This is a genomic window from Acidovorax sp. GW835-FHT14G06 (assembly GCF_058793595.1).
This window is the reverse complement of record NZ_JBXAGA010000008.1, coordinates 87,930-112,370: the sequence shown is the minus strand read 5'-3', so window position 1 is coordinate 112,370 and position 24,441 is coordinate 87,930. Positions and strand designations below refer to the sequence as shown.

Annotated in this window: 26 protein-coding genes; 12 read left to right on the top strand and 14 right to left on the bottom strand. The window is 60.3% G+C overall.

Going from position 1 to position 24,441, the window contains the following annotated elements:
- Positions 1 to 14: 14 nt before the first annotated feature.
- From AC1Q64_RS15665 to AC1Q64_RS15655, 3 genes are read left to right on the top strand one after another with little or no spacing between them, the layout of a single operon-like run.
- The gene (locus tag AC1Q64_RS15665; protein WP_291433385.1) at positions 15 to 557 is read left to right on the top strand and encodes a DUF3833 domain-containing protein; all 543 of its coding nucleotides are present in this window, start codon (positions 15 to 17) and stop codon (positions 555 to 557) included.
- A complete protein-coding gene (locus tag AC1Q64_RS15660) occupies positions 554 to 1,336 on the top strand; it encodes an SDR family NAD(P)-dependent oxidoreductase (RefSeq protein ID WP_492251969.1) in 783 nt (260 codons plus the stop codon). The genes AC1Q64_RS15665 and AC1Q64_RS15660 overlap by 4 nt, the downstream gene beginning before the upstream one ends.
- An 8-nt stretch (positions 1,337 to 1,344) precedes the next feature.
- On the top strand, positions 1,345 to 1,800 hold the full coding sequence (locus AC1Q64_RS15655) for a nuclear transport factor 2 family protein (RefSeq protein ID WP_291433389.1): 456 nt from the start codon (positions 1,345 to 1,347) through the stop codon (positions 1,798 to 1,800).
- 7 nt (positions 1,801 to 1,807) lie between these two features.
- On the opposite strand, the gene AC1Q64_RS15650 is transcribed toward AC1Q64_RS15655, so the two are convergent.
- From AC1Q64_RS15650 to AC1Q64_RS15615, 8 genes are all read right to left on the bottom strand, one after another.
- A complete protein-coding gene (locus AC1Q64_RS15650; RefSeq protein ID WP_492251968.1) occupies positions 1,808 to 2,713 on the bottom strand; it encodes a sugar phosphate isomerase/epimerase family protein in 906 nt (301 codons plus the stop codon).
- 16 nt (positions 2,714 to 2,729) lie between these two features.
- Complete coding sequence (locus tag AC1Q64_RS15645; protein ID WP_492251967.1) at positions 2,730 to 3,629, bottom strand: VOC family protein; 900 nt, start codon at positions 3,627 to 3,629, stop codon at positions 2,730 to 2,732.
- A 37-nt stretch (positions 3,630 to 3,666) separates the two neighbouring features.
- Positions 3,667 to 4,539, bottom strand: a complete 873-nt coding sequence (locus AC1Q64_RS15640) for a shikimate dehydrogenase (RefSeq protein ID WP_492251966.1) — start codon at positions 4,537 to 4,539, stop codon at positions 3,667 to 3,669.
- Between the two features lie 120 nt (positions 4,540 to 4,659).
- On the bottom strand, positions 4,660 to 5,664 hold the full coding sequence (locus AC1Q64_RS15635) for a TRAP transporter substrate-binding protein (protein ID WP_291433395.1): 1,005 nt from the start codon (positions 5,662 to 5,664) through the stop codon (positions 4,660 to 4,662).
- Positions 5,665 to 5,719: 55 nt separating this feature from the next.
- On the bottom strand, positions 5,720 to 7,000 hold the full coding sequence (locus tag AC1Q64_RS15630) for a TRAP transporter large permease (protein WP_492251965.1): 1,281 nt from the start codon (positions 6,998 to 7,000) through the stop codon (positions 5,720 to 5,722).
- Between the two features lie 26 nt (positions 7,001 to 7,026).
- On the bottom strand, positions 7,027 to 7,611 hold the full coding sequence (locus AC1Q64_RS15625) for a TRAP transporter small permease (RefSeq protein ID WP_291433399.1): 585 nt from the start codon (positions 7,609 to 7,611) through the stop codon (positions 7,027 to 7,029).
- 217 nt (positions 7,612 to 7,828) lie between these two features.
- Positions 7,829 to 8,545: a TetR/AcrR family transcriptional regulator gene (locus AC1Q64_RS15620; protein ID WP_291433401.1), complete on the bottom strand. Its 717-nt coding sequence runs from the start codon at positions 8,543 to 8,545 to the stop codon at positions 7,829 to 7,831.
- A 105-nt stretch (positions 8,546 to 8,650) separates the two neighbouring features.
- Positions 8,651 to 9,265 carry a glutathione S-transferase N-terminal domain-containing protein gene (locus tag AC1Q64_RS15615; protein ID WP_291433403.1) on the bottom strand — a complete coding sequence of 205 codons (615 nt, stop codon included), beginning with the start codon at positions 9,263 to 9,265 and terminating at the stop codon, positions 8,651 to 8,653.
- A 142-nt stretch (positions 9,266 to 9,407) separates the two neighbouring features.
- Between AC1Q64_RS15615 and purB the strand changes: the two genes are divergently transcribed.
- Genes purB through AC1Q64_RS15600 form a run of 3 tightly spaced genes read left to right on the top strand, consistent with a single transcriptional unit; the run spans position 9,408 to position 13,090 of the window.
- Positions 9,408 to 10,787: an adenylosuccinate lyase gene (purB, locus tag AC1Q64_RS15610; protein ID WP_291433405.1), complete on the top strand. Its 1,380-nt coding sequence runs from the start codon at positions 9,408 to 9,410 to the stop codon at positions 10,785 to 10,787.
- A gap of 45 nt (positions 10,788 to 10,832) precedes the next feature.
- A complete protein-coding gene (locus AC1Q64_RS15605; RefSeq protein WP_492251964.1) occupies positions 10,833 to 12,527 on the top strand; it encodes a tetratricopeptide repeat protein in 1,695 nt (564 codons plus the stop codon).
- A 2-nt stretch (positions 12,528 to 12,529) separates the two neighbouring features.
- Positions 12,530 to 13,090, top strand: coding sequence for a YaeQ family protein (locus tag AC1Q64_RS15600; protein ID WP_291433408.1), 561 nt, complete (start codon positions 12,530 to 12,532; stop codon positions 13,088 to 13,090).
- Between the two features lie 84 nt (positions 13,091 to 13,174).
- Here the strand turns inward: AC1Q64_RS15600 and AC1Q64_RS15595 are convergent, their stop codons facing one another.
- Both AC1Q64_RS15595 and AC1Q64_RS15590 read right to left on the bottom strand, forming a co-directional pair.
- Positions 13,175 to 13,480, bottom strand: coding sequence for a DUF2007 domain-containing protein (locus tag AC1Q64_RS15595; RefSeq protein ID WP_291433410.1), 306 nt, complete (start codon positions 13,478 to 13,480; stop codon positions 13,175 to 13,177).
- 47 nt (positions 13,481 to 13,527) lie between these two features.
- Entirely contained in the window at positions 13,528 to 13,974 is a 447-nt protein-coding gene (locus tag AC1Q64_RS15590; RefSeq protein ID WP_056742838.1) for a DUF3717 domain-containing protein, read from the bottom strand.
- A 525-nt stretch (positions 13,975 to 14,499) separates the two neighbouring features.
- Between AC1Q64_RS15590 and AC1Q64_RS15585 the strand changes: the two genes are divergently transcribed.
- From AC1Q64_RS15585 to AC1Q64_RS15575, 3 genes are all read left to right on the top strand, one after another.
- Positions 14,500 to 15,255: a TerC family protein gene (locus AC1Q64_RS15585; RefSeq protein WP_492251963.1), complete on the top strand. Its 756-nt coding sequence runs from the start codon at positions 14,500 to 14,502 to the stop codon at positions 15,253 to 15,255.
- An 86-nt stretch (positions 15,256 to 15,341) separates the two neighbouring features.
- Positions 15,342 to 15,800, top strand: a complete 459-nt coding sequence (locus AC1Q64_RS15580) for a hypothetical protein (protein WP_291433416.1) — start codon at positions 15,342 to 15,344, stop codon at positions 15,798 to 15,800.
- A gap of 79 nt (positions 15,801 to 15,879) precedes the next feature.
- Entirely contained in the window at positions 15,880 to 16,233 is a 354-nt protein-coding gene (locus tag AC1Q64_RS15575) for a phage holin family protein (protein WP_274106834.1), read from the top strand.
- On the opposite strand, the gene AC1Q64_RS15570 is transcribed toward AC1Q64_RS15575, so the two are convergent.
- Complete coding sequence (locus tag AC1Q64_RS15570) at positions 16,201 to 17,664, bottom strand: M48 family metalloprotease (RefSeq protein WP_492251962.1); 1,464 nt, start codon at positions 17,662 to 17,664, stop codon at positions 16,201 to 16,203. The genes AC1Q64_RS15575 and AC1Q64_RS15570 overlap by 33 nt on opposite strands.
- 77 nt (positions 17,665 to 17,741) lie before the next feature.
- Positions 17,742 to 18,500 (bottom strand): TfpX/TfpZ family type IV pilin accessory protein, encoded by a 759-nt coding sequence (tfpZ, locus tag AC1Q64_RS15565; protein ID WP_291433420.1) that lies wholly within the window; start codon positions 18,498 to 18,500, stop codon positions 17,742 to 17,744.
- A gap of 66 nt (positions 18,501 to 18,566) precedes the next feature.
- On the opposite strand from tfpZ, the gene moaC reads away from it, so the two are divergent.
- The 3 genes from moaC to AC1Q64_RS15550 all read left to right on the top strand — a co-directional run bounded on the left by moaC (position 18,567) and on the right by AC1Q64_RS15550 (position 21,853).
- Complete coding sequence (gene moaC / locus AC1Q64_RS15560) at positions 18,567 to 19,055, top strand: cyclic pyranopterin monophosphate synthase MoaC (protein WP_291433422.1); 489 nt, start codon at positions 18,567 to 18,569, stop codon at positions 19,053 to 19,055.
- Positions 19,056 to 19,214: 159 nt separating this feature from the next.
- Entirely contained in the window at positions 19,215 to 19,559 is a 345-nt protein-coding gene (locus AC1Q64_RS15555) for a hypothetical protein (RefSeq protein WP_291433424.1), read from the top strand.
- A complete protein-coding gene (locus AC1Q64_RS15550; RefSeq protein ID WP_492251961.1) occupies positions 19,556 to 21,853 on the top strand; it encodes a tetratricopeptide repeat protein in 2,298 nt (765 codons plus the stop codon). Before AC1Q64_RS15555 ends, AC1Q64_RS15550 begins: the two co-directional genes overlap by 4 nt.
- Positions 21,854 to 21,861: 8 nt before the next feature.
- On the opposite strand, the gene AC1Q64_RS15545 is transcribed toward AC1Q64_RS15550, so the two are convergent.
- Positions 21,862 to 23,616, bottom strand: coding sequence for a PglL family O-oligosaccharyltransferase (locus AC1Q64_RS15545; protein WP_291433427.1), 1,755 nt, complete (start codon positions 23,614 to 23,616; stop codon positions 21,862 to 21,864).
- Between the two features lie 100 nt (positions 23,617 to 23,716).
- Entirely contained in the window at positions 23,717 to 24,214 is a 498-nt protein-coding gene (locus AC1Q64_RS15540; RefSeq protein WP_291433429.1) for a pilin, read from the bottom strand.
- Positions 24,215 to 24,441 lie beyond the last annotated feature (227 nt).

The window sequence follows — 24,441 nt, the reverse complement described above, 5'->3', positions numbered from 1 at the left end:
CCAAGGCACAACCCATGATGCAACGACGCCTCCTCCTCTCCGCCGCAGTGGCTGCGCCCGTGGTGCTGTCCGGCTGCGCCAGCCAGAACCTCGATGGCTACGCCAGCGAGAAGCCAGTGCTGGACCTGGCCCAGTACTTCAACGGCAAGATCGACGCCTACGGCATCTTTCAGGACCGCAGCGGCCAGATCGTCAAACGCTTCACCGTGGTGATGGACTGCTCATGGAAAGGCAACGAAGGCGTGCTCGACGAAGCCTTCACCTACTCCGACGGCACCACGCAGCGCCGTATCTGGCGCCTGACCAAACACGCGGACGGCCGCTACACCGGCACCGCCGACGATGTGGTGGGCACGGCCAACGGCCAGACGCGCGGCAACGCCTTCCGCTGGAACTACACGCTGGCCCTGCCCGTGGATGGCAAGGTCTACAACGTGGATCTGGACGACTGGATGTACCTCATCGACGACCGCGTGATGCTCAACCGCGCCACCATGACCAAGTTCGGCGTGCGTCTGGGCGAGATCACCCTGTCCTTCACCAAACGCGCACCATGAGCCTCAACCCTCCCTTGCGCGACTGGCAGGGCCGCCGGGCCTGGCTCATCGGGGCCAGCAGCGGCATTGGCCGGGCCACGGCGGCGGCGCTGCATGCGCGCGGTGCGCAGGTCATCGTGTCGGCTCGCAGCGGCGATGCACTGGATGCGTTTGCGGCCCAGCACCCGGGCAGCGTAGCCCTGGCCTTTGACACCGCCGAGCCCGAGCAGGTGCAGTCAGCCGCCGCCCAGGTGCTGGCAGGCGGCGCGCCCGACCTGGTGTGCTACTGCGCGGGCTACTACCGCGACATGCGTGCCACCGACTTCGACCTTGCCGTGATGCTGCGCCACGAGCAGATCAACTACAACGGCGTGCTGCATGTGCTGGCTGCGGTGTTGCCCGCCATGCTGGCCGCAGCGGACGCCGGGCGCCCTGGCCATGTGAGCCTGATCAGCAGCGTGGCGGGCTTTCGCGGGCTGCCCAAAAGCCTGGCCTATGGCCCCACCAAGGCGGCCCTCATCAACCTGGCCGAGGCGCTGTACCTGGACCTGCATGACCTGGGCATGGGCGTGAGCGTGATCAACCCGGGCTTTGTGGCCACGCCGCTCACGGCGGGCAACGACTTCACCATGCCAGCCCTCATCTCACCCGAAGCAGCTGCGGCTGCCATCGTTCAGGGCTGGGAGCGGGGGCATTTCGACATCCACTTTCCCAAGCGCTTCACCCGGGTGATGAAGCTGCTGCGGCTGTTGCCATACCGGTGGTACTTCCCGGCCGTCCGCCGCTTCACAGGCCTTTGACTTTTGCCATGCAGCCCCCGAACACACACCCCTCCACCGAAGAAGCCGTCACGCGCGTCATTGCGTTCTTTGAAAACCTCTCACCCACCGACGTTGCGACGATCGGCCAGTTCTACGCGCCACAGGCGCGCTTCAAGGACCCATTCAACGAGGTGGTGGGTGTGCCCGCCATCCAGGCCATCTTTGCCCACATGTTCGAGGCACTGGAGCATCCGCGTTTTGTGGTCACCGGCAGGGTGGCGCAGGGCACGCAGTGCTTTTTGACCTGGGACTTTCTCTTCGCGTTCAAGGACTTTCACAAGGGCGTGACGCAGACAGTGCGCGGTGCCTCGCACCTGGTGCTAGACGAACAAGGTCTGGTGACGCTGCACCGCGACTACTGGGATGCTGCCGAAGAGCTGTACGAAAAGCTGCCCGTGGTGGGCGCACTGATGCGCTGGCTCAAGAAGCGCGCCAACAGCTAGGGCGTGTTCACCCCACTGCCCGGATGCGCGAATGCCCAGGCAAGGGCACTGCGCGTTGCAGCACCCCTTCTGCCAGCCACAGCGCACTGTTCCATGCCCGCTGCGCCACATAGGGCAGAGGCAGCTGCTGATAGTCGTCGTTGAAGACCTCAAAGCTGTAGTCGCCCTGGTAGCCCATGCCGTCCAGCGTGCGCACAAGCTCGGCCAGCGCCTGGCTGTGCACGCCTTCGCCGGGGAACACGCGAAAGTGCCGTGCGGTCTCGATGCGCTCTTGTACCGTGCGCGTTTCCTGCCACATGAAGTCGGACAACTGCACGAGGTAGATCTTGGCGGGGTCCACGTCCTGCAGCGCCGAGAGCGGCGTGCTGGTGGCGAACTGGTGGTACGAATCAATGGCCAGCCCGAGGTTGGGGCAATCGGCCTGCTCTACGGCCGCCCAGGCCTGGTCCACTTCGTTGATATGCCGCCCCCACGACAGGCCTTCAAACGCCACGCGAATGCCGTGTGGCAGCGCCAGCAGGGCCAGCTTGCGCAGATCGCGCGCAATCGCGTCGGCATCCGGCGTGGCGTGCGCTGACGTGGAGCTGCAAGCCAGCAGCACCGGCGCACCCAGGCTGCGCGCCATCAGGATCATCTGCTTGGCGATGTCCACCTTGTAGCTGTGCAGATGGCCAGACAGCCCCTCGAAGTCGCGCAGCACCTGAAAGCCCGTCACGCGCAGGCCACTGCTGCGCACGGCATGCACGGCGGCCTCGATGCCTTCGGGGTGGCCCACGATGTCGCGCGCGGCCAGCATGATCTGGCCAAAGCCTGCAGCCTTGACGGCGGCGAGCTTGGCCTCCAGCGGGCCCGCCAGGCTGATGGTGTCCATGCCAAAGTCGGCGACGTTGCGTTGCATGGTGGATGTGCGCATGGGGCAGTCTCCAGGCTCAGTGTGCGTCCAGCACCAGCTCGAAGCTCGGTGAACCTGCGTCTGCGCGGGTGAGAGCGCCGCGTGTGCCGGTGTGTACGCCCGTGGGGGACTCGACAAAGTCCACACCGCGCGCGCGCAGCGCGTGCACCGTAGCCAGCACATCGGGCGTGCCAAAAGCCACGCGCTGCAGCAGCTCCTCGGGGTCGGCATCCAGCGCATCGACCAGCGGTTCAATCAGCTGCCAGTGCAGCGTGCCACAAGGGCTGGCAAGGATTCGGCCGTGTGTGAGCACGCCAAACGACTGTTCAGGCGACAGCTCGGCAAAACCGAACAACTCTGCGTAGAAATGGATCCAGTCCTGTGCGCGGCCGAGGCCGATGTACTGCACCACGCCAAACAGGTGCAGGCCCTGCAGCGCGGGCGGACGTGGGTTGACGGTGGGGATGGACACAAAGTCCACGTCGTAGATCGAGAACTCCTTGTGCCGGTCTACCAAGTAGATGCGGCTCGCGCCCACGCCGTGGATGGCGGGAATGTTGAGTTCCATCACCTCGACCTCGGTGTGCACGGCCCAGGCGCCTAGTTCCAGCACCCGGCGGTAGGCGGCGGCTGCGTTGTTGACGCGGAACGCGACGGCGGCGAGCACCGGCGCTTCAGTGAGCGCGGGCGGGGCATGCACGCCGGTGCGCTCGGTGTCCTGGTGGGCGTTGACGATGATGTTCATGTCGCCCTGGCGGTACAGCAGCACCTCGCGCGAGCGGTGGCGCGCCACGGGCTGAAAACCCATGCGCTCCAGCGCCTGGCCCAGCGCCTGCGGGCGGCTGGTAGCGTATTCGATGAACTCCACACCTTGCAGGCCCAGGGGGTTGGGCAATTCGCCCAGCGCTTCGCGGGCGGCCATCATCGGGGTGCTCATGGTGTCGGCTCCTTGTGGGTTGCAGTGGGCGAGGGCGTCAGCGCGTGCTGACCAGGCGGCGGAAGTGGGCGTCCATGCGGGCCGCGTCGGGTGCCTCGCCAGTGAACAGCTCAAACGCTCCCAAAGCCTGGCCCACGGCCATGCCACCGCCGTCCGATACCCGGCAGCCCAGCGCGCGTGCGGCCTGCACCAGGGCGGTATCGAGCGGGAAATACACCACCTCGGAGACCCACATGGCGGGCCGCAGCAGGGCCACATCGAGGGGTAGCCCTGGCAGCTTGTCCATGCCCGTGGGCGTGGCGTGGATCAGCCCGGTAGCGTTGGCCATGGCCGATCGGATCTCCCCGGCCTCGGCACGATGGCCATGCAAGGCGTTGACATCGGCGGACAGTTGCGCAGCCCGTTCGGGCTGGGCGTCCACGATGGTCAGGCGCTGTGCGCCCAGCCGCAGCACCGCGTGCGCAATGGCGGCGCCTGCACCGCCCGCGCCCAGCAGCACGATGTGGCGGAGATCGGCGCCAGGCAGCGCCCGGGCAAAGCCCCAGGCCCAGCCAGAGCCGTCAGTGTTGTGTCCCACCAGCTTGCCGTCTTGCACCACCACCGTGTTCACGGCGCCCATGGCACCCGCTTCCTCCGAAAGGCTGTCGAGGTGCGGGATGACGGCCTGCTTGCAGGGGTAAGTCACGTTGAAACCTGCGTACCCCATGATGCGCGCGGCGGCTAGCAGCGTGGGCAACTGCTCGGGCCACTGCTCAAGGGAGTGCGCCGAGCGGTCCAGATCGATGAGCTGGTAGTGCAGGCGCATACCATGGTGGCGTGCCTCTTCCTCGTGCAGGGAGGGCGACAGCGACTTCTGGATGCCGGCGCCGATCAGCCCGATCAGCACCTTGTGGGGGCTTGTGGAAGACATGGTGGAAGCGGTGAGCGATACCGGGAGATCAAGGAGCTGTGTGCTCATGGGGCGGAATGTGGCATGGGGGGCTGCCGGGGTTTGTCACCTCCGGCAGCGCAGGGGTTGCAGCGGCTGGGCTTATTTGCCACCGCGCAGTTTGGCCAGCGTGGCGTAGACCTCTTTCACAGTCTCGGCGCCCACTTTTTCGCTGTGCTTTTCGACCACAGGCTTGACCTTGGCGCGCAGCTTGTCCAGCTCGGCGGGCGAGAACTCTGACACCTGCATACCCGCCTTCTTGAGGTCTTCAAGCGCCACGTTGGCCTGCACGCGCGACACGCCGCGCTGGTAAGTGGTGGCCTCGGCCATGGCATCGGTCAGGGCCTTCTGGTCGGCGGGGTTCAGGCTGTCCCAGAACTTCTTGCTCACGATCACGGCCTGCGGGTTGTACATGTGGCGCGTGACGGTCAGGTACTTTTGCACCTCGGCGAACTTGGAAGACAGGATGGTGGAGAAGGGGTTCTCCTGCCCGTCCACCGCCTTTTGCTCCATGGCGGTGTAAAGCTCAGGGAAGGGCATAGGTACGGCATTGGCGCCCAGCGCGTTGAACAGGTCGATGTAGATGGGCGACTGGATCACGCGGATCTTGAGGCCAGCGATGTCCTCGGCCTTGGTGATGGGCCGCTTGCTGTTGGTCAGGTTGCGAAAGCCCAGCTCCCAGTAGCCCAGGCCCACGAGGTTTTTGGCCTGCAGTTTGTCGAGCAGCTTCTTGCCGAAGGGGCCATCCGTCACGGCATCAGCCTCTTGCGGCGACGCGAACAGAAACGGAAAGTCGTAGATACCAAATTCCTTGGTCTGCGCGGACAGGATGCCTGCGTTGAGCACCGTCATTTCCACCGTGCCGCCCTGCAGCGCGGACACGGTCTGCAGGTCGCCGCCCAGCGTGCCGCCGGGGAAAAGCTTGACGGCAATGCGCCCGTTGGTCTTGGCCGCCACCAGATCGGCGAACTTTTGCGCGCCCTGGGCTTGCGGGTGGTCCTTCTGGTTCTGGAACGCGAACTTGATGGTGCGTTCCTGGGCGTGGGCGGCGGGCAGCAGCGATGCAGCCAGCAGTGCGGTGGCAAGCAGTGTCTTGAGCAGCTTCATGGAATGGTCTCCTTGGGTTTTTGGCAGGCAGAAACAGAGCGCGCTGGAGGGCTGGTCAGCCACCCAACCAGCGCAGGGGCACGGTGACGATGGATGGGAAAAGCACCAGCAGGAACATCACGATGAACTGCGCCACCATGAACGGCATGACCCCGCGGGTGACTTGCGACATGGATATGCGCCCCACCCCGGCCACCACGTTGAGCACCGTGCCCACGGGGGGCGTGATGAGGCCAATGGCGTTGTTGATGATGAACAGCACGCCGAAGTACACCGGGTCAATGCCCGCAGCCTTGACCACCGGCATCAGCACGGGGGTGAGGATGAGAATGGTGGGCGTCATGTCCATCGCAGTCCCCACGACCATGACCAGCACCATGATCGCAATCAGCAGCAGTGTCTGGTTTCCCATGAAAGGCTCCAGCATGCCGATAACGGCAGACGGTAGATCAGCCACGGTGATGAGCCAGGCCGACACCATGGCGGCAGCGACCAGGAACATCACCACGGCGCTGGTGCGTGCCGAGGTCTGGAAAATCTCCACCAGCTGGCGAAGGCTCAGCTCGCGGTAGACGACCATCGCAACAAACAGCGAGTAGACGGCAGCCACCACGGCGGCCTCGGTGGGCGTGAACACACCCATGCGCAGGCCGACCAGGATGATGATGGGCAAACCCAGTGCCCATACGGCTTCGCGCAGCGCCTGCAGCAGCTCTGCCCGCGTTGCTCGCTGGGGGGGTGCCACGTTTTCACGCCGCACCAGCCACCACCAGGTGACCGCCAGCGACAGCCCCAACAAGATGCCCGGCACAATGCCCGCCAGGAACAGCTTGCTGATGGACACATTGGCCGCCACGCCAAAGATCACAAAGCCGATGGAAGGCGGTATCACCGGGGCAATGATGCCGGCGGAGGCGATGAGCCCGGCCGAGCGCTCCTTGTTGTGGCCCGCCGCCACCATCATGGGCAGCAGCAGCGACGCGAGTGCCGCCGCATCGGCCACAGCCGAGCCCGACACGGCAGCCAGGATCACTGCCGCCATGATGGCCACATAGCCCAAGCCACCGGGCACATGGCCCACCAGTGTGAGCGCAAGCTTCACGATGCGCTTGGACAAGCCGCCCACATTCATGATCTCGCCCGCCAGCATGAAGAAGGGCACCGCCAGCAGCGGAAAGCTGTCAGCACCGTTGATGACGTTCTGGGCCAGGATCTGCGCGTCGAACAGGTCCAGATGCCACATCAGTGCGACGCCGCTGATGAGCAACGCAAACGCGATAGGGATGCCAATCGCCATGGCGATCAGCAGGGAGCCAAGGAAGATGGTAACGGTCATGGTGCGCGTTCCGGTGCGAAGAAGGTTCAGCGGCGGGGGCCGGCGGGGGGAGGGTTGGCACTGGCGTCCTCCGTGCGGTGTTGCAGCGCCGCGAGTTCTTCGCTTTCTTGCACCATGACCAGCTCGTGCTCACTCAGCGGCACGAACAGCGTGCGCAGCAGATCGCGCAGCAAAATGGCAATGGCTGACACGCCCATCAGCACGCCGCTGGCGTAGAAGATGCCCACGGACGCCCCGGTGACAGGCGCTTCGGTGTCGGCGTTGATCAACATCTGCGCCCAGCTGCCTTTGAGCAACAGCCAGGAGACATACAGCATCGCAATCTGGGCCAGCACCAGACAGGCTTTTTTGCCCACGGCGGGAAGGCGCGACACCAGCAAGTCGGTGCCCAGGTGCCCATGCTCGCGCAATGCCACCACAGCCCCCATGAAAGTCAACCACACAAACAACCAGCGTGAGAGCTCCTCGGACACCGTGATGCCGGAGTTGACGGTGTAGCGCAACACCACGTTGCCGAACACCAGCACCACCATGATGGCCAGGCACAGGCCAGAAAGCATGTCGAGTGCGCGGGTGTATCGCCCGAGCCAGCGGTCGGCCAGTGCAAACATGGTGTCTCCAGTTCTTGTCGAGTACTGGACTTTATTTTGTACGAACTGGTTAGTATTTGAATTAGGTGCAAACCCTGCTCTGAATGTTGTAGTCAGAACGTGCGGGAGCGCAGGACATTCATTCGGTTCGTCGATCCATGGATCAACCGCAGCCTGCAAAAGGCGTACTCCTGCCCGGCCATGGAAAACGAAGCGCCCCCAAAGGGCTGGAGTCGATTCAGGGCCGCAGAAAGCGCACGATCATTTCAATGATCGATTCACGGCGTTGCGCCGTGGCGGCAGGCGTATCCAGCGAGCGCTTGAAGATCGCGCCAAAGGTGTGGCGGTTGGCCACATTGAAGAAGCACAGCGCCGAGATCGACATGTGCAGATCGACCGGGTCCACGTCGGGGCGAAACACCCCTGCTGCCACGCCCCGCTGGTACACATCGCGCACCGCGTGGATCACGGGGATGTTGAGCTCCTGGATCGTGGTGGAGCGGCTGATGAATTCGCCCCGGTGCATGTTTTCGTTCATGACCAGGCGAATGAAGTCGGGATTGGCAAGCTGGTAGTCCACCGTGAAACCGACCAGCGTGCGCAGTGCCTGCTCGGGCGCCAGGTCTTCGAGGTGCAGCTCGGACTCAATGCGCCGGATGCGGCGGTAGGCGTCTTCCAGCACCGCCACATACAGACCTTCCTTGCTACCAAAGTAGTAGTAGATCATGCGCTTGCTGGTGCTGGTCAGTGCAGCGATCTCGTCGATCCGAGCCCCGGCCAGGCCCTTGTCGGCAAACTCTGCCGTGGCCACCTGCAGGATGTTGGCCATGGTGCGGTCTGGGTCGTTCACGCGCACCCGGTCGGCGCCCGGCGTGGCCGCGGCCTCGCGCGCGGCGCGCTGGCGGGTCGCCCTGGTACCAGCGGTGGGGGGTGGGTTTTGAACCATTTCGTTCATATGCCCGGGAGCATACGGCAAGCAGGGGACCGGACTGCACAAAGACCCGCTGCACTCTGCGGGAGGACGGACTCGCCGGAGCCTTTCAGCAACCGAGCGACGGGGTCAGGCAGGCTTGGTGTCCGCGAAACTCGGGCGCTGCATCAGCTTGTCGAGCAGCTTGCCCAGGTTGGGGTACTCGCTGCGCCAGGCGATCTCGGGAAAGCGGAACTCCAGCCAACCCAGAGCGCAACCCACTGCGATATCCGACAGGCTCAGGTGGATGCCGCTGCAATAGGGCTTGTCGCCCAGGCCCTGGCTCATGGACTTGAGGCCATCGTTCACCTTGAGCAGTTGGCGGTCGATCCAGGCCTGGCTGCGTTCGCTGTCCTTGCGGTGCACCCAGGTGGCTTCCAGGCGGGCCAGGATGCCGGCATCCATCACGCCGTCGGCCAGGGCCTCCCAGGTTTTGACTTCTGCGCGTTCGCGCCCCTGTGTGGGGATGAGCTTGCCCACGGGCGACAGGGTGTCGAGATATTCGACGATGACACGCGAATCAAACACAGCCTCGCCGCCTTCCATCACCAGACAGGGTACCTTGCCCAGGGGGTTGGATGCGGAGATATGGGTGTCGTCTGCCCAGACGTTTTCTTGCACGAACTGGTAGTCGAGCTTTTTCTCAGCCATCACGATACGTACCTTGCGCACGTAGGGGCTGGTGGTGGCTCCGATCAATTTCATGGTGTGTCTTCCAGTGCGCGGGGGATGCTAAACAATTCGGGTTTGATTCTATCGACAGCAGCCCGCGCAAGGCTGACTGATGCGCGGCCCCCACAAACGCCGCCAACGTACCGCGCCTACACCCCGCCTACAATTGCGCGCCATGAGCCTGTCCACCATCACCGCCCTGTCGCCGCTTGACGGCCGTTACGCCCCAAAACTTGCCGCCCTTCGCCCGATCATGAGCGAGCACGGCTACATGCACCGCCGCGTGCAGGTGGAAGTGGCATGGTTCATTGCCTTGTCGGATGCAGGGTTTGCAGAATTCAAGCCCCTCACCACCGGAGCGCGCGCTTACTTGCTGGGTCTCGTCAAGAACTTCTCCGAGGCCGATGCTGCAGCCATCAAGGAGATCGAGAAAACCACCAACCATGACGTGAAGGCGGTCGAGTACTGGATCAAGAGCAAGTTTGAAGCGCGCCCCGAGCTGGAAAAAGCCTCCGAGTTCGTGCACTTTGCCTGCACCAGCGAAGACATCAACAACACCAGCCACGCACTGCAGCTTCGCTCGGGCCGCGACCAGGTGGTGCTGCCAGGGCTGGACCGCATCGTGCTCAAACTGCGCGAAATGGCCCACGCCTTTGCCGAAGTGCCCATGCTCAGCCGCACCCACGGCCAGACCGCCAGCCCTACCACCGTGGGCAAGGAAATGGCCAACGTGGTGATGCGCCTGCAAACCGCCTGCGACCGCATCGCCAGCGTCAAGATCATGGGCAAGATGAACGGTGCCGTGGGCAACTACAACGCCCACCTGTCTGCCTGGCCCGACTTTGACTGGGAAGCCTTCAGCAAGAAGGTCATCGAGACACCCGAGCCCCTGGGCCTGGGCCTGACCTTCCAGCCCTACAGCATCCAGATCGAGCCGCACGACTACATGGCCGAGCTGTTCGACGCCGTGGCGCGCGCCAACACCATCCTCATCGACCTATCGCGCGACATCTGGGGCTATGTGAGCCTGGGCTACTTCAAACAGCGCCTGAAGGCGGGCGAGATTGGATCGTCCACCATGCCACACAAGGTCAACCCCATCGACTTTGAAAACGCCGAAGGCAACCTGGGCTTGGCCAACGCGCTGCTCAAACACCTTTCCGAAAAACTGCCCATCAGCCGCTGGCAGCGCGACCTGACCGACAGCACCGTGCTGCGCAACATGGGCGTGGCCCTGGGCTACGCGACGCTGGCCTACGCCTCGTTGCTCACAGGCCTGAACAAGCTCGAAATCAACGAAGAAGCTCTGGCTGAAGACCTGGACGCGTCCTGGGAAGTGCTGGCCGAACCCATCCAGACGGTGATGCGCCGCTTTGGCGTGCAAGGCGCCTACGAGAAACTCAAGGAAGTGACCCGGGGCAAGACCGTGACGGCCGAGGCCCTGCATGGCTTGATCGCCTCGCTAGAGATCCCGCAGGCAGAAAAAGACCGATTGCTGGCGATGACGCCCGGCAGCTATGTGGGCAAGGCGGCCGAGTTGGCGCGTCGGGTGTAGCCATACCTCCATGCGGCAGAGCAGTACAACCAAGAGAGCCCTGGAATGAAAACGCCTTTCATCCGGGGGCGTTGGTCAAACGAATCATTTTTTGCTCTGCTTGTTCTTCTCGCTATTTCGACAGTCGGGTCGGCACTGTATGGCCCGTACTTGGAGAACCCGTTTGTTTTTGACGACGGCAATCTCTTCTTCACGTCCAGACTTACCACCGCTGCAGTAGAGCCCTGGGAGCTGCTTACCCGGTCGCTACCGTACTTCACCCTCGGCTGGGTCCAAACACAATTTGGCACCATGGAAGCACATCGGCTGATCAGCTTGGTGCTCCACATTTCGGTCGCTTGGCAGCTTTACCAATTGCTCAAGCAGATGCTCGTTGTGGACGCGGGCCGAAACGAATCTGCTGCTACAGCTCGAGAGCGGGCCTACGTCGTTGCAGCGTTGCTGGCCGTTGTATTTGTGGCGCATCCAGTGGCTGTCTATGCGGCGGGCTACCTGATACAACGCACTACCGTCATGGCCGCGCTGTTTTCGCTGATCAGCTTGCGTTATTTGCTGATGGCATTGCAGGAGGGTAGCTATGCCAAGGCGCTGCGAGCGGCACTGATGTCGTCTTTGGCAATGTTGTGCAAGGAACATTCAGTGACTGTTCCATTTGCAGCCTTGTCACTCGTTTTGCTGCTGGATCGGGTGGATCGACGAACGGTACAAGTCTGCTCCACTTTCATTTGCGCGAATTTGCCAGCCGTTGCCTTGGTGTTCAGCGTGGGTATGGGATTCGTTGGCCAGCCGTACGAACCAAGACTGAGCGACCTGACAGGTGAAATCTACGGCCTGCCTGCATTCCAGGGCCGCGGTGATCGGTGGCTATTTTCGGCCTACACGCAGGCCCAGCTGTACTACCAATACTGGCTGCAGTGGCTGATACCCTCCACCACCAGAATGTCTGCAGACCTGCGGGTCGATTTTCTTCAACCCTGGACTTCCGTTCGCGCTTTGCTGCAACTGGGCCTGTTTGTAGCGGTGCCTTCTTTGGTGGCGGGCCTTTCACTGCGGACGGGCAAGTTCCGCTTATTCGCTTTTGGTCTCGCGTTTAGCGCTTTGCTGTTTTTGGTTGAATTCAGCCTTGTGCGCTTTCAGGAGCCGTACGTGCTCTACCGCAGTTATATCTGGGCCATTGGGTATGCTGCGACGGTCGCCGCTTTGGCACGACTCCTCCCGTGGCGCGTGACACTTGCACTGGGCGTGCTGGTGATCCCTCTTTTGTTTGTGCAGTCGCAAGACCGGCTTGAGAGCTTTTCTTCACGAGCAGCCCTCTGGGAAGATGCTGCAGCCAAACTCCCGAAACCTGAAGTTGCAGGAGCGAGCCGGATCCTCTTCAACCGGGGCAACGAGCGTTTCCAGAAGGGCAACGTTGAGGGAGCACTGTCGGATATCAGCAAGGCCATCGAACTGAGCCCCAGTAACTCCAGCTTCTACCTCGCTCGCGCGGCCACGCTCACCCGGATGGGTCGCCCCCAAGAAGCACTTTCTGATCTGGAAACTGCCGAGCGGATAACGCCCCACGACGAACCGCGAATTTGGTTTGAAAGATTTCGCGCGCTGTATGCCCTGCGACACCCTGGTGCGGAAGATGCGCTGCAAACTGCGGCGCGCCTGGGAAGTTTTTCAGCCCGATATGTCATTGAGAAACGTCGGAGCAATGGCTCTGATGTAGAAGTTTTTGTTGAAGGAACCCGCTGAGAATGGCGATCAAATCCACGATATTCAAAGCGAACCTTGCGATCGCCGACATCGACCACGGCTACTACGCCGACCACGCACTCACTCTGGCACGCCACCCCAGCGAGACCGACGAGCGCATGATGGTGCGGCTGGCGGCCCTGGCCATTCAGGCGCACCAGCTCAATGACCTGTGCAATGGCGACGCCACACTCGCGTTCGGCGCAGGCCTGTCGGACCCCGATGACCCGGACGCCTCGCTGACCGACTTCACCGGCCGCAAGCGCGTGTGGATCGAAGTGGGGCAGCCTGAGGACAAACCATTGACCAAGGCCTGCAGCAAGGCCGACTCGGTGATCGTCTACTGCTTCAACCACGCGGCCGAGATCTGGTGGAAGGGCATTGAAACCAAGCTTTCGCGGCTGGACAAGCTGCAGGTCTGGCGCATTCCGACCGAGGCCTCGCAGGCGCTGGCCCAGTTGGCCGAACGCAGCATGCAGCTGCAGGCCACGGTGCAGGAAGGGGCCATTACCCTGAGCAGCACGCAGGGCAGCGTGCATGTGGAGCCTGTGCGCTGGAAGTGAGGCATTTCGGACCGAAATGCCTGATGGCGCCGGTTCTATTTGCCTAAGCAGCTATTAAATACATAGCAATTGGCCGCGCGAATCTCAATCGCGCGGCATGAGCGTTCCGCAACGCCAGCACTGCTCGAACCCGCCTTCCACGATCTCGCCGCAGCGGCAGGCCCAGTGGCGCTGCGGCAGGTCTTGTAGTTGTTGCAGCAAGGCCTGGGCACGCGTGGCGTGCTCGTCGTGGTCCAGCCAGATTTCGGGCAGGCACTGGTCGGGTGGCAAGTGCCCAGCGGCGGCGGCCAGGTACTGGCGCTGCACGGAGGCTGCCATGCCCGCCTCACACAGCAGGTCTGCCCACAGGGTGGCGATCGCAATGTTCGGGGCTTGGGTCAGGCGCAGCATGGCACCACCATAGCGGTTTGCCGGGCCTGCGTACAGCCCATCGCCCATCAACCCGCCCCGCCGTTGGCAGCCCCCGGCAAAGTCACGCCCTCTGCTGCACGCTCTGCGTACCGGTTGAAACGCCAGGCCGAGTGCTCCAGCGTGATGCGGCGCCACACCCCCCGCTTTTCCGCCGGAGTGAACGATGGCCAGAACTGCACCTCGTCGAACGTGCGCCCACAGCCCTTGCACAGGTCGTCGCCCTGACTGGTGGAGCAAATCGCGATGCAGGGCGTGTCGGGCGTCGTGTCATACCAGGTCTGCCATGCGGCCATCGCTGCCGAAGGCAGCTTGTCTTCATCGATCTCTGTGGCGCGCCCATAGACCATCAGCGCATAGACCTCTCCCAGGGCCTGCACCTCAGGCGCCAGGCCCAGACCGTCGGGTGATGCGGGGGCACGGTGGCGCCAGTGATTGATGGCAGCTTCGATGTCGGTGATGTGGATGGCAGCCATGAAAACGGGGCAAGAGGCGCGCAAGCGCAGGGGCACAAGAGGGGCTGGATGATAGCGGCCCGCCACGAGGGATGCTGGCAGTGGTGGTATCCGCCGTCTTCCCCCAGGCGAGACCTTTCGCCCTGCCCGCACCCTGGGGTGTACGCAGTAACCACAACACCCCGGCCCTTGCGCTGCCTCGCCGGGAATGTTCCAATCGTTGTCTCGAAGGGGAGTAGCTCCCGTCTTGCCAGCCCACCCACCATCATCCGGGTGTGAGCAGCGCAAGGCATCGGATTTGTCGTCAATACGAAGCCATGCTTCCGGCAGTCCGGGTTCGTACACAGCCAGCCTGTGTGGAACTGAGCAAGACCTTTGATGGGCCCACCGTGGGCTGATCAAGGCCGTCCCTTCGCTTGCCAACTCTCCCCTGTCTGGGGCAAGCCTTCCTTGACCAGGTCACCGCAAGCCCCCTATCCCTGCGGGGGACTCGGCGCTACAGTGGCGCCAGGATCCTCGTTTCGCGCCACTGACATTGAGGAATTTATGGACTTTTTGGCTTCGCCCGAATTCTGGCTCGCACTCGGCCAGATCATCATCATCGACATACTGCTGGGAGGCGACAACGCGGTAGTCATTGCGCTGGCCTGCCGCAAGCTGCCCCCCGCGCAGCGCACCAAGGGCATCATCTGGGGCACTGCGGGCGCCATCGTGCTGCGCGTGATCCTGATCGCCTTTGCGATGACACTGCTGGCGCTGCCCTTCCTCAAGTTTGTGGGCGCGCTGCTGCTGGTGTGGATCGGTGTGAAGCTGCTGGCACCCGATGAAGAGGGCCATGACGACGTACAAGGAAGCGACAAGCTGCTGGCAGCCATCAAGACCATCATCGTCGCCGACCTGGTCATGAGCGTGGACAACGTGATCGCGATCGCGGGCGCCGCACAGAATGCTGGCGAGCACTCCTTCCTGCTGGTGGTGTTGGGCCTGCTGATCTCTATCCCGATCATCGTCTGGGGGAGTCAGCTGGTCATCAAGCTCATGGAGCGTTTTCCCCTCATCATCACGCTGGGCGGCATGCTGCTGGGCTGGATTGCCGGCGGCATGTTGGTCACAGACCCAGCCCTCGCCAACCCAGACAAGTGGCAGTGGATGCTCAAGATGCCCCTGGATGGCGTGAGCGGCGAAGTGATTAATGCGGTCAAATACGGAGCCAGTGTGGCAGGCGCGCTGCTCGTTTTGTTGGCTGGCAAGATCATCCTTGCTCGCCGCGCCAGTGCCGGCTCGGCACCAGCCGGACACTGACCGCTTCGCACGGATTGCATTGCATCTGAGGCAGCGCAGGGGGCCATACCGCTCCCCTGCGGCGTGCCGCACACCTGGAGGTGGGTATGGACAGAGTCATCGTGTATGTGGACGACGCGGCGTACGCCCAGCAGGTGTTGGCGCCCCTGTGCGGGCGCCCGGCCAGCGCGCACACCCATTGGGTGCTGGTAGCCTGTGCGCCGCGCATGACCCACCGCGTCAGTAAGTGGGTAAGTCATAGCACCCGCGAGAACTGGCGTACCAAGTGGGCGGACAAGTTGTTCGCACAGATTGTGCCGACGCTGCATGCCCCCTCGGGGGCGGTTACCACCGTAGTGGCAAAGGGGCCCTTGGCCGAGCTGACTGCGCAGATTCAGGCAGATGCTGGCGGCGTGGTGGCAGCCCCCGTGGTGGACGCGCGCCGTCCCAAGTCCGAACCTTTGCAGCCCGCTGGCCGCGTTGACGGACGCTGGTCGTCACTGTCGGGTACGCTGGGCAGCGTGCTCACCGGTTTTGGCGTGCTCTGGGTGCTGGCGCTCGAATAATCCGGCAGAGGCGCCCGGCCTGGCCAGGCAAGCCACCTCCAGTGATCGCAACTCAGCAGGCCAGTGCTATTCTTCGGCCATGCGACTTCTTCTGAAATGGCTGCTCAGCGCTGCATCGCTGCTGTTTGTGGCTTACATCTACAGCGGTGTGGAGGTGAAAAGCTTCACCTCGGCGCTGATTGCGGCTTTCGTGATCGGCCTGTTCAATGTGGTGCTGCGGCCCGTGCTGGTCGTACTCACCTTGCCCGTCACCATCGTCACGGTCGGGCTGTTTCTCTTCGTCATCAACGCACTCATGTTCTGGGCAGCGGCCAGCGTGCTCGACGGCTTCCATGTCGCGGGTTTTGGAGCCGCGCTACTGGGCTCGCTGATCTATTCGGTGCTGGGGCTGGTGATCGAATCAGCGCTCGGCGGCCTGTTCACGAAGAAGTGATTCCATCGCACGCAGGCGCGTGTCGATGATTGATGCCTCGATGTGGTCCACCGCCGCACCGCCTCGGCGTGCCATATCCTGGCCGGCTTTGAAACGATCTACGGCGGCTGCATAGTCATACCGCGCGGCCTGCGCTTCGGCCTCGGCACGTATCGCCCTCAAACCCTGACCTTGCGTTTGCCAGGTAGACGCCAATAGCTGCCACACGGTGGAATCCTTGGGGTGGGTCGCCACCCAGGTCTGCAACGCCTGCGTGGCATCAACGGGTCGGTTGGCGCGTAACAGGGCTTGTGTACGCAGCACGAGTTCTGGTCTGTGTGCGTTGCCATCTGGAATAGACGCTAGGGCGGCAGAGGCGTCACCGGCTGCCAATTCAATCTCCGCCATCAACAGGCGCACCAGTCGGTGGGCGGCAGGATCCTGCCGCACAAGATCATCCAGTTGGCGAGCCACGGCGCGCGCGCCCGTTGCGTCACGCAAATGGCTGCTAGCCAGCGCCGCCGCATACAGCGCCGCGGCGCGGCGCGGCAGGGGCTGCGACTGAAAACCAGAGCCTCGTGGCTCGGCAATCCATTGGCGCAAAGTATCCACCCCGGGGTTGGATAGCACACGCGCACGTGCTGCCACGATGGCATGCTCGCTGGAAGCCTGTACGACGGCTCCAGGCGAAGGTGTTATGCCCGGTGGTATGCGCGACTGCATGTCTGCCATGCGTTCCGTGGTCAGCGGGTGGCTGCGCAAGTAAGGCCACGATCCATTGTCATTGAGCCGATTGGCTTGCTGCAGCTTTTCGAACATGCTCACAAAGCCTTGGGGCGCAAAGCCCGCAGGGGCCATCAGCCCGTAGCCGATGCGATCCGCCTCACGCTCCATGTCCCGCGAAAAATTTAGCTGATTCTGCATGGCCAACGCTTGCCCCCCCACCACCAAGGCCTGCGTGGCGCCAGGGTTCTTGCTGGCCGCGAGGGCGCCCAGCACCATGGCCCCCAGCAGCAATGGGGTCTGTTTGCTTTGCTGCGTGATTAGCCTTGAGATGTGGCGCTGGGTCACATGGCTCAACTCGTGGGCCAATACCGAGGCCAGTTCAGCGCGTGTGGCCACTACACCGATCAGCCCCAGATGCACCCCCAGATAACCACCGGGCAGGGCAAAGGCATTCACCGTCCGGTCGCGCCCCAGCAGGATCTCCCATGCAAAGCGCTCGTCCAATTCGGCGCTCAGCTCGCCCCGCGCCTTGGCGGCTGCCAGGAGCGGCTGCCATATCCCTTGCACATAGTCGACCAAGACAGGGTCATCGATGTAGTCCGGATCACGGTACAACTCGCGGATGATGCGGTCGCCCAGACGGCGTTCGGCGCTGGTGGTGAGGTCGCTTGTGTCGCCTAGGGTGGGGAGACCCGTTTGAGCCGTTGCCTGGGGCGAGGTAGACATCAAAAATGCCATCAGAAATAGGGCACGCAACGACGTTTCCACTGAGGCCGTAAACCGGTAACGCATCGGAAATGAAATCAGAACGAGTCGAGGGGAAGGAATCCCAGAGGCTCGGCAGTAGCTTCGTCAAGTAGCACGGTCCACGCGTTATCGCGACCAACCAGTGGCAGGGTGCGCAATTGGGCGACGGTTCTGCCAGTTTGCTCGATGGCGCGAGCGATCAATGCCAAATCATTGGGAAAGCGAGCGATTAATTCGCTGGCCGGTTTAGCTACCGTCAAGATATCTCTGGTGCTGTCTCCATAGGGCTGCCAAAGATCGGCCCGCGCCGAGAGCGGCGCACCGCCTATAGCTGCCATGGTGGAGTCAAACTGCTCTGCCGCGTCTTTGAAGGGACGTAATGCGATTGTCGTTGGACCTGTGATCGGCAGCTTTTGCAATGAAGTAGGGGCCTTGCTCAGCAGTTCGCCGTCCACGTCAATCGCATGAACAACGCTCATGCGTGAGTATTCAAAAACGAGATGTACGGGCCTTGCCACAAACACGGTCCACAAACCGTAACTCAACGCTGCGACCTGGAGCAAGCCCACGATGGTGAGGTCGGTGGCAAGCTCACGCCTGGGTTTTGTATGGTTGAAAATGATCAAAGTAATTAGAGGCCCCATGATCACGTCCACACCTGTCACTAAGACAAAAAGCGCCCGCCCCCCAGAAATCTCTCGGTAGGGGTACGGGTACCAAACTCCAAACACCAGGACAGCAGCCAAAGCCGCAATACAAAGGCTGACGCCCAGATGAATGCCACTGGCGCGGAGGCGCCCTCTCCACTTCTGCATAGCCGTATGATGTCTCCGTCTGATGAATGTTCAATGAGCAATTGCCTCTAACCGCGTTTTTACCTCATGTCCGCCCTCACCCACTTTGATACCAAAGGCCAAGCCCACATGGTCGATGTGGCCGCGAAATCCGCCACCCACCGTATTGCCATTGCCAGTGGGCGGATTGAAATGCAGCCAGAAACACTGGCATTGATTGAAGCAGGAAACGCCAAAAAGGGCGATGTGCTGGGCATCGCACGCATTGCAGGTATCCAGGCGGCCAAAAAAACGAGCGACTTGATCCCGCTGTGTCACCCTCTCGCCTTGACCCATGTTGCTATTGAATTCGAAGCTGCCAGTGCTCGCGGATTAGGCGCTATCGGCATATTTTGCACTGCAACCGTAGAAACGGTGGGCCCCACTGGCGTCGAGATGGAGGCCCTCACAGCTGTGCAAATAGCGCTCCTTACCATTTACGACATGTGCAAGGCCGTGGATCGGGGCATGTCCATCCACGGCGTGCACGTGGCAGAAAAACACGGTGGCAAATCGGGTAGTTTTATTGCGCCTTGAGGGTCACCGGTAGTAAAGCAAATTTTGACGCAAAAATTCGGGGTGGCTTGATCTCACAGAGAAGGGCGGCTACCTGCGCATACTGTTTCCTGAGATCACGAATTGACATTCACGGTCACATTTCTCAGGCCGCGGGTTGCGTAAAGTTTGTAGTTATGCATGAGCAAATTTTCAATGTTTGGTAACTTTTTCAACACCTCTGACGTAGATACCTTTGCAATTCTCGTGGTGCGAGAGTTGGTGAAAGGACTTCCTCCGCAGCATTTGGACACGCAATCCAAGCAAGCAGAGAAGGCACGTACCCGTATTGATGACAAGGTCCGGAGCCATGCCCAGCAGCTTGTCGACAACCATCGATTGAACATTTATCAAAAGGCTAAGTTGGGGGGCCGGCTGCAAGATGGCCTTCTGGCAGCTGGTTACCCTGAAAGCTTCAGTAAGTCTTTTGCGTATGACGTTGTTCGTCTCGTAGCACTTACGTCGACGCAGACGCATCCCAAATGATGCTGGCGTGGCTCAAAAAAAAATGGGCTTCCCCCAGAAGTGCAGCTTCATTGTCCGCAGCGGAGGCGCGTATCTCATCCGAGGGCGAACCTGTGCTGGCGCCTATCGGGCCTTGGGCCTTGTACTTGGCGGGACAGGTCGCCGAAGCCGAGCAAGCGACATTAGCGCAATTGGCAATCGAACCAGATCATCCCGATGGCCTTCTGGTGCAAGGCCTTATCGCCTTGGAGCGGGGGCGCAAGGTCGATAGTCTGCGTGTTTTGGAGCGAGCGGCATCGTTGCACCCTTCGAACGCTGAAATACATGTCGCGCTCGGTCAAGCGCTGTTGATCTCAGGTCGAGGCAAGAAAGCATCTGCCGCTGCATTCCATCGGGCTCTTGAGGCGGCTCCTGGTCACGCGATGGCCAGTTTGAATCTCGCCAAACTAGCGCTTGCCAGTGGGCAAGAGGAAGATGGCATGAAACTATTGCAGTCGGCGGTGACCCGCGATCCTTCTTTGGCGGAAGCGCAGTTTCACCTCGGCAACTTGTTTCGTGTTCGTGGAGAACTGGATCCGGCAGAAAAGCATTATCGCTACGCTGTTTCATCTCGTCCTGACTATGTAGATGCTCTGGTCAATCTGGGTAGTCTCTTGAAAGATCGGGGTCGCAATGAGGAGGCTGTCAGGTATCTTGAACACGCTTTGCGACTAAAGCCGGATATCGACGAGGCTGCGTTCAATTTGGCAATGATCCGTGTGAATCAGAGAATGTGGGAAGAGGCTAGCCACTGGCTTCAAAGCACGCTGAGCACAAATCCCAAGCAGGCAGATGCGCAATATTGGCTGGGCAATGCATCCATGGGGCTTGGCGATGCAGCGACAGCACGAAAAGCCTACCAGGCAGCCCTTCGGATCAATGCCAACTACGTGCAGGCCAGATGGGGCCATGCCATGGCCCAGTTACCCGCTGTACCGCAGTCTGATGAGGAACAAAATAATGCTGTAGGTGCGTTTGGGAAAGAGCTGGACAAATTAAAAGCCTGGTTTCGGGTCCATCGTCCGACTGATGCCTACAAGGCTGTTGGTGCCCAGCAACCCTACTACCTTGCTTACATTCCGCAAGATCACCGTGCGGTATTGTCACAGTATGGCGAATTGTGCACATCTCTCATGGGGGTGTGGGCACGCAAAGTGGGGGTGCCGACACCTGTTCGGAGTACTGGCTCAAAATGCAAAATTGGTATTGTGTCGGCACATATTCATGAGCATTCTGTCTGGCGTGCCATTGTGCGAGGATGGGTGGAGCATCTCGATCCCACTCGGTTTGAGATTCATATTTTTCATACGGGAACTGGACGGGACGCTCAGACGGAATTGGCAGCGCGAAGAGCCACTCGTTTTTATTATGCTGAGGGGGATTGGGTGGCATGGGCCAAGGTGATTTCAGACGCCCGTATCGATGTCTTGGCGTATCCAGAGATTGGCATGGATTCAACGACTGTGCGATTAGCCTCCTTGCGATTGGCGCCAGTACAACTTGCCAGTTGGGGGCATCCTATTACCACCGGTTTGCCGACCATGGATGTTTTTGTCAGCGCCAAGGCTCTGGAGCCACAAGATGCTGATGCAAATTACACCGAGGAACTTTTCGAGTTGCCTGGCATTGGGTGCTGCTATCACCCATTCGCGCTGAAACCTACCCCAATTGACTTAACGCAATGGGGTATTGGCAGCGCTGATCGAATTTTACTGTGCGCCGGTACGCCTTTCAAATACTCTCCGCAAAGCGATGAATTATGGATCGATATCGCGAAACGTTGCCAGCCCTGCAAGCTGGTTTTCTTTCGCGCGAAGCCTGAGCCTCTGTCGGCTTTGCTCGAAGCGCGTCTCCGTAAAAAATTTGAGGAAGCTGGCCTGAATTTTTATACCCATGTGCGGTTTATCCCTTGGCTATCGCAGGCAAACTTTTTTGCCTTACTGGATCGCGCTGATGTTTATCTTGACACTGTCGGTTTTTCCGGGTTTAACACTGCAATGCAGGCCATCGAGCGGTGTACTCCCATTGTGGCATGGGATGGGCAGTTTATGCGAGGCAGATTTGCAAGCGGTATCTTGCGGCAACTTGGACTTGATGAGTGGATTGCCAATTCGATGAGTGATTACGCAGCGCTGGTTGAAAATCTATGTGCAAGTAGCGCACGCCGAGATAGCGTGAGACAACAAATCAGTACACGCCGCGCTCGTCTTTTTAGCGACCCCTACGCAGTCGATGCCTTCGCTCAAAAGGTGACTTCACTGGGGCGGGGGATATAAACTCTCACTCAGCGACTTATACTGTAGCTTGGGAAAGGCAGATTTGCCAATTCTGGGTGCTCATTCCTGCCAAGCTCTTCCCAATGGTTTTTTGCGCGGAGGCACACGCTCTCGGCTTGCATGGAGCACATTTTTCGTAGCGTTGTCAGGGCATTTTCTGGTTGATGGTTGAGCGCTTGAGCCAGCGCATACTTGAACATCGGGGCCGCGTAGGCAAATCGCTCCGAAATGCGACGCATTGTGTCTAGCTCATCGACTGACATGCCCGGTTCCGCCTGGCTGCGTGAGACGCGCAAGAATTGTTGAAGACCATCAAGAACCAGCGCTGGCGGCTTGGGTTCTTCGACTCCAAGATCCCCAATACGAGCCTCCTGAAACCGCATCAGGCGCCAGTCTTCCTCTATTGGAAAATACTCGATAACCACTAAAATTGTTAATACGGACATCAAGCTACCTACAACCAAAAGTCCTAATTTCATCGCTTTTGGGCTTGCAGCGAATTTCGTTAGTTGCGTTGATGGATTTTTAGAATAGGACAGTGCGCCAATAAAAAATCCAACGGGCAATAAAAAGTAAGCATAGTTCAAGGGGTACTCCACCATCGCGTGGTTGAAGACCATCGCCACTCCAACCAGTGTGGCCCATCTCATTGCATTGTTGCAACGGCGCGCTTGGTCCAAGAACCAAGCCCCGATTCCGGCCAAAACCAATAGCGCTATCGGTAGTCCATTCCAAAGCGCAAGGTCAATAAACAGATTGTGGGCACTTTCGAACAACGCATATGTGGCTCTGTGGTCGAGTGTGACCGCCACTTGCGCAATGCTGACTTGCCCCCACCCGTAGCCAATCCACGGAGCCCGATCGATGGCATCCAACATGGAGAGCCAAAATACCTTCCGAATTCCGATCGTGCCCATTCGTTCAAGCGCCGTGTTATTGCCTGAATCAAGGAGCAGCCAGTCGCTCAGTAATGGCCAGAGCCATGTCATGAAGAAATAAAACGCGACACCCGCCGTTAGCGCCGCTGGTGTTGTTCGTAGCGTGCATCGGCGCCGCATCAATGCATATGCTGGCAGCAGCCAAAGGAGAGCCATAAAAACCGTCCTTGACCCCGTCATCACCAAGGCCCACAAAAGTAGGAACGCGACCGCCATTGCGAAAGGCAAGCGCAGTCGGCGGGTTTCCCATAAAAGTAAAAGGCCCGAAATACCAAGGAGCAGCAAGGTAGCCAACTGATTCGGTTGCGCCAGATTGGCAAAGGGGCGGCTTTGCGGAGGGATTTCTGCGATATAGATTCCTTGGTAGCTTGGCATGAGCCATTGGTGAAAAGCCAGCCCCGCCGAGCACAACGCCGCCATTAGTAGCGCAACCCACAGTACCTCATTGGCACTCAGATCACGCGCGATGTGGGTGTTTCCTGATTGATTTGGCGCACCGTTGAATGTGTGTGACTGAGAGCACAAAGCACCTGAGTAAATGGCCAGGGCAAACCCTAGCAGATAAAGGCTGGACATCCATCCATCGGTTGCGAAATAGAGCTGCCCACTTGCAAGCTGTAAGAGGGGGACCAGAGCTAATACAGCTGCTCCCATCGCCATTTTGGGAAATGGTGCAAGCCTAGTGCACGCCCAGGCCAGCAAAGGAGCAAAGGCTATTGCAGCTGCCAATTCTTGGTGAAAACTGAGCCAAGGTGAATAGTGGTTGGGTATCAGAAAGCTTAGACACAATACCGAAGCCACCCACAGCATCAATTTCTCTTTCACCAGATTCCTCATTCTCAAAAAGTGAAATTAAAAAAAAACGGTGCGCCATTAAGCGCACCGTTTTAATCAGGTCTTCTGCTAGTCAAGCAGAGACAGAATATTAGCCGCGGCAAGAGCCTGGCAGGTACTTGGCTGGCATGCCAGTTGTAGCCGCAGGGCCGCACTTCCATTTGAAGACGACTTTGTTGATATCGGTGTTGGCGATTGCCACGGTGTCGCTCACGTAGGGCGTCATGACGATCTTCGTGCTAGCGGCTTCCTTCAGGCTAGCTTCAGCAGTCGTCGTGATGGTAACAGCGCCAGTATCGGTCGTAAGGATAGACAGAACGTATTTGGTTGGAGCGCTGGCAGCAGTTTGGGCGGTATTTTGTTCGCAGCCCCAAGTATTGGCAGCAGGCAGCACCGAGCTGGAAATGGTTTGAATGGTTTCAGTGATGCTAGTGCGGCAAGCGGAACCAGCCAAGATAGCTTCCGACACCTTAGCGCGGATAGTGTAGTCTTGGTAGGCAGGCAGAGCCACGGCGGCCAAAATACCGATGATCGCAACAACGATCATCAATTCGATCAGGGTAAAACCCTTTTGGATAGAACGCTTCATGAAGAACTCCTAGGAAAAGTTGCAAATGCTGAGTAGTTATGCAAACGCCGTGCCTGCTTACTAGTGGCGGGCAATCATCAGCTCAAACCGCTACTGATCCCTATGAACAGGCCAAGTGCCTGTCCTCGCCCCGACTACAACATCAAAAGTCAAGAACTTTTCGAACAACGTTTCCCAAAAGACTCTGCTTGCAGCATTGTTAACAAACCCACCCACCGGGACCAACC

Bases quoted from the DNA above. Each gene is read 5' to 3' on its own strand.
- AC1Q64_RS15665 (WP_291433385.1), top strand. From the start codon at position 15: ATGATGCAACGACGCCTCCTCCTCTCCGCCGCAGTGGCTGCGCCCGTG.
- AC1Q64_RS15660 (WP_492251969.1), top strand. From the start codon at position 554: ATGAGCCTCAACCCTCCCTTGCGCGACTGGCAGGGCCGCCGGGCCTGG.
- AC1Q64_RS15655 (WP_291433389.1), top strand. From the start codon at position 1,345: ATGCAGCCCCCGAACACACACCCCTCCACCGAAGAAGCCGTCACGCGC.
- AC1Q64_RS15650 (WP_492251968.1), bottom strand. From the start codon at position 2,713: ATGCGCACATCCACCATGCAACGCAACGTCGCCGACTTTGGCATGGAC.
- AC1Q64_RS15645 (WP_492251967.1), bottom strand. From the start codon at position 3,629: ATGAGCACCCCGATGATGGCCGCCCGCGAAGCGCTGGGCGAATTGCCC.
- AC1Q64_RS15640 (WP_492251966.1), bottom strand. From the start codon at position 4,539: ATGTCTTCCACAAGCCCCCACAAGGTGCTGATCGGGCTGATCGGCGCC.
- AC1Q64_RS15635 (WP_291433395.1), bottom strand. From the start codon at position 5,664: ATGAAGCTGCTCAAGACACTGCTTGCCACCGCACTGCTGGCTGCATCG.
- AC1Q64_RS15630 (WP_492251965.1), bottom strand. From the start codon at position 7,000: ATGACCGTTACCATCTTCCTTGGCTCCCTGCTGATCGCCATGGCGATT.
- AC1Q64_RS15625 (WP_291433399.1), bottom strand. From the start codon at position 7,611: ATGTTTGCACTGGCCGACCGCTGGCTCGGGCGATACACCCGCGCACTC.
- AC1Q64_RS15620 (WP_291433401.1), bottom strand. From the start codon at position 8,545: ATGAACGAAATGGTTCAAAACCCACCCCCCACCGCTGGTACCAGGGCG.
- AC1Q64_RS15615 (WP_291433403.1), bottom strand. From the start codon at position 9,265: ATGAAATTGATCGGAGCCACCACCAGCCCCTACGTGCGCAAGGTACGT.
- purB (WP_291433405.1), top strand. From the start codon at position 9,408: ATGAGCCTGTCCACCATCACCGCCCTGTCGCCGCTTGACGGCCGTTAC.
- AC1Q64_RS15605 (WP_492251964.1), top strand. From the start codon at position 10,833: ATGAAAACGCCTTTCATCCGGGGGCGTTGGTCAAACGAATCATTTTTT.
- AC1Q64_RS15600 (WP_291433408.1), top strand. From the start codon at position 12,530: ATGGCGATCAAATCCACGATATTCAAAGCGAACCTTGCGATCGCCGAC.
- AC1Q64_RS15595 (WP_291433410.1), bottom strand. From the start codon at position 13,480: ATGCTGCGCCTGACCCAAGCCCCGAACATTGCGATCGCCACCCTGTGG.
- AC1Q64_RS15590 (WP_056742838.1), bottom strand. From the start codon at position 13,974: ATGGCTGCCATCCACATCACCGACATCGAAGCTGCCATCAATCACTGG.
- AC1Q64_RS15585 (WP_492251963.1), top strand. From the start codon at position 14,500: ATGGACTTTTTGGCTTCGCCCGAATTCTGGCTCGCACTCGGCCAGATC.
- AC1Q64_RS15580 (WP_291433416.1), top strand. From the start codon at position 15,342: ATGGACAGAGTCATCGTGTATGTGGACGACGCGGCGTACGCCCAGCAG.
- AC1Q64_RS15575 (WP_274106834.1), top strand. From the start codon at position 15,880: ATGCGACTTCTTCTGAAATGGCTGCTCAGCGCTGCATCGCTGCTGTTT.
- AC1Q64_RS15570 (WP_492251962.1), bottom strand. From the start codon at position 17,664: ATGTCTACCTCGCCCCAGGCAACGGCTCAAACGGGTCTCCCCACCCTA.
- tfpZ (WP_291433420.1), bottom strand. From the start codon at position 18,500: ATGCAGAAGTGGAGAGGGCGCCTCCGCGCCAGTGGCATTCATCTGGGC.
- moaC (WP_291433422.1), top strand. From the start codon at position 18,567: ATGTCCGCCCTCACCCACTTTGATACCAAAGGCCAAGCCCACATGGTC.
- AC1Q64_RS15555 (WP_291433424.1), top strand. From the start codon at position 19,215: ATGAGCAAATTTTCAATGTTTGGTAACTTTTTCAACACCTCTGACGTA.
- AC1Q64_RS15550 (WP_492251961.1), top strand. From the start codon at position 19,556: ATGATGCTGGCGTGGCTCAAAAAAAAATGGGCTTCCCCCAGAAGTGCA.
- AC1Q64_RS15540 (WP_291433429.1), bottom strand. From the start codon at position 24,214: ATGAAGCGTTCTATCCAAAAGGGTTTTACCCTGATCGAATTGATGATC.